At 53.1% G+C, this 3,090-nt stretch carries 2 protein-coding genes; both read right to left on the bottom strand.

What is annotated here, in order from left to right; translation table 11 throughout:
* The coding region (locus EBS36_07210) for a carbamoyl-phosphate synthase large subunit (protein NBU32935.1) at window positions 1–2,113 on the bottom strand (2,113 nt) is incomplete at its 3' end.
* Window positions 2,113–3,090 (bottom strand): carbamoyl-phosphate synthase small subunit (locus EBS36_07205; GenBank protein NBU32934.1); only part of this gene is annotated, 978 nt, incomplete at its 5' end. The genes EBS36_07210 and EBS36_07205, both read right to left, overlap by 1 nt.

Below are 3,090 nucleotides of genomic sequence, written 5' to 3'. Positions count from 1 at the left end.
CAGCAATCTGCTTGGCTTCGTCAAACGAAGTAGCCATGCCGTGTTTTGGTGCCGGTAAGCCGGCATCAGCAAGCACCTTGCCAAATGCACCGCGCTCTTCGGCAAGCTCGATGGCGTCAGGTGAGGTTCCCAAAATTGTGATGCCCGCATCTTGCAGACCTTGTGCCAAGCCCAGCGGTGTTTGACCACCAAGTTGAGTGATTACCCCAACAACAGGGCCGGCCAAAGTTTCAGCGTGAATGACTTCAAGTACATCTTCAAGTGTGAGCGGCTCAAAGTAGAGGCGACTTGAAGTGTCGTAGTCGGTCGAGACTGTTTCGGGATTGCAGTTGACCATGATGGTGTCGAAGCCACGCTCGCGCAGAGTTAGCGAAGCATGAACACACGAGTAGTCAAACTCGATGCCCTGGCCGATGCGGTTTGGTCCTGAGCCCAAGATGATGACCGCAGGATTTTCACGAGGCGCTACTTCAGTTTCTTGGTCGTAGCTTGAATAGTGATACGGCGTCTTGGCGGCAAACTCAGCCGCGCAGGTATCGACAGTTTTGTAAACGGGGCGTAAGTCGAGTGTGTGGCGAAGACCGCGGATTTCAGCCTCGGTAGTGCCCCGAATTGCGGCAATTTGCGCATCCGAAAAGCCATGTTGTTTGGCCGCGAATAGTGAGTCGCGATCAAGCGCGTCCACTGCAGCAATCTCGCGGGCCACTTCGCAGAGCAACACGATTTGGTCTAAGAACCATTGGTCGATCTTGGTGGCAGCAAAGACCTGATCAATTGATGCTCCGGCCCAGAGTGCTTGTTGCACTAGATTTAGGCGACCATCATGTGGCACCTTCATCCGCTGGAGCAAGTCGGCAACATCAATCGACTTGGGATCGGTTGCCCAGTTGAAGATTGCTTCTTTCTTTTCAATACTGCGTAGAGCCTTTTGCAAACTTTCAGTGAAGTTGCGACCGATGGCCATTGCTTCACCAACTGATTTCATAGTGGTGGTCAAAGTGGCATCAGCATTTGGGAATTTCTCGAAGGCAAACCGTGGCACTTTAGTAACTACATAGTCCAAAGTTGGTTCAAAGGATGCCGGAGTTTCCTTGGTGATGTCGTTCGGGATTTCATCGAGTGTGTATCCGATAGCAAGACGCGCGGCAATCTTGGCAATCGGGAAGCCAGTGGCCTTACTTGCCAACGCCGATGAACGCGAGACGCGCGGGTTCATTTCAATGATGATGATGCGGCCGTTTACTGGATTTACCGCGAACTGAATGTTGCAACCGCCGGTGTCGACACCGACCGCACGAATGATGGCGATGCCCAAATCACGAAGGCGTTGGTATTCGCGATCAGTCAAAGTCATGGCTGGGGCAATGGTGATGGAGTCACCTGTGTGAACTCCCATTGGGTCCACATTCTCGATAGAGCAGATGACCACAACATTGTCGTGCTTATCGCGCATCAACTCGAGTTCGTACTCTTTCCAGCCGATGATTGATTCTTCAAGCAATACTTCGGTGGTCGGACTTGCTTGCAGGCCAAGACCAGCGATGCGATGTAAGTCTTCTTCGTCGTAAGCGATACCCGAACCCGCACCACCCATGGTGAATGATGGGCGCACTACAACTGGATAGCCAAGTTCTTTCACGCCTTCGAGGCAGTCTTCCATGCTGTGACAGATGAACGACTTAGCACTTTCGCCGCCGATAGCTTCGACGATGCCTCGGAAGATCTCGCGGTTTTCACCACGTTCGATGGCATCAACATTTGCGCCGATTAGTTCTACGTTGTACTTCTCGAGTGCGCCCGATGTGTGTAACGCCATTGCGGTGTTCAGCGCAGTCTGACCGCCGAGGGTCGGTAGCAGTGCGTCTGGGCGCTCTTTCTCGATGATGCTGGCGACAACTTCAGGAGTGATTGGCTCGATGTATGTGGCATCGGCAAACTCTGGATCGGTCATGATGGTTGCCGGATTACTGTTTACCAAAATCACGCGCAGTCCTTCGGACTTAAGAACTCGGCAAGCTTGGGTGCCCGAGTAATCGAACTCGCAGGCTTGGCCAATCACGATTGGGCCAGAGCCAATGACCATGACGGACTTGATGTCTTCACGACGTGGCATTAGCGAGCACCTTCCATAAGCGCGATGAAGCGGTCGAATAAGTAAGCCGAATCATGCGGTCCGGCCGCAGCTTCGGGGTGATACTGAACACTGAACGCTGGCACATCCAGACATTCCAAACCTTCAACGACATCGTCGTTTAAGCACACGTGACTTACGCGAACTCGACCAAACTCGGTCTCGCTATCGCGATCGAGTGGCGCATCAACAGCGAAGCCGTGGTTGTGTGCGGTAACTTCAACTTTGCCGGTAGTGCGATCCATTACCGGCTGATTGATGCCACGGTGACCGTAACGCAACTTGTAAGTACCAAAGCCCAGTGCGCGACCCAAAATTTGATTGCCAAAACAGATGCCGAACAGCGGACACTTAACCGAAAGGGCTGCCTTCACAATTGCTATGGCGTGGCTCGCCGTTGCAGGGTCGCCGGGGCCATTTGAGAAAAACACGCCATCCGGACCAGCTGCCAAAAACTCATCAATACTGGTATCCGCCGGCATTACATGCACTTCAATGCCACGCTGGGCCATCAATTCTGGAGTCATTGCCTTTATGCCCAAATCAAGCGCGGCAACCTGGTACTTCTTTTCCCCTACTGCGGAAACGATGTAGGGCTCTTTTGTTGTGACAGTCTGCGAAAAACTTGCACCGGACATCTCGGGCACGGTTCGGACTTGGCTTAACAGCTCTTCGATAGGAGCCTGGGCTGCCTGCCCGCTGAAGATGCCAACTCGCATAGCGCCTTGTTCGCGGAGATGGCGCGTTAGTGCTCGGGTGTCTATCCCGCTGATTCCGACAACTTTCTGTTCAGTAAGTGCCTCGTCTAGTGATTTAGTTGCACGCCAATTAGAAACCCGACGGGCTGGGTCGCGCACCACATAACCAGCTACCCAAATTTGCGTTGACTCATCGTCTTCGTCATTCCAACCGGTATTGCCGATGTGTGGCGCAGTCTGAACAACAACTTGGCCGCAGTA

This window comes from Actinomycetota bacterium, from assembly GCA_009923495.1.
In the GTDB taxonomy this organism is placed as follows: Bacteria; Actinomycetota; Actinomycetes; order S36-B12; family UBA5976; genus UBA5976.
Note: the sequence above shows the minus strand (reverse complement) of the source record. Positions and strands in the feature narration are given on the sequence as shown.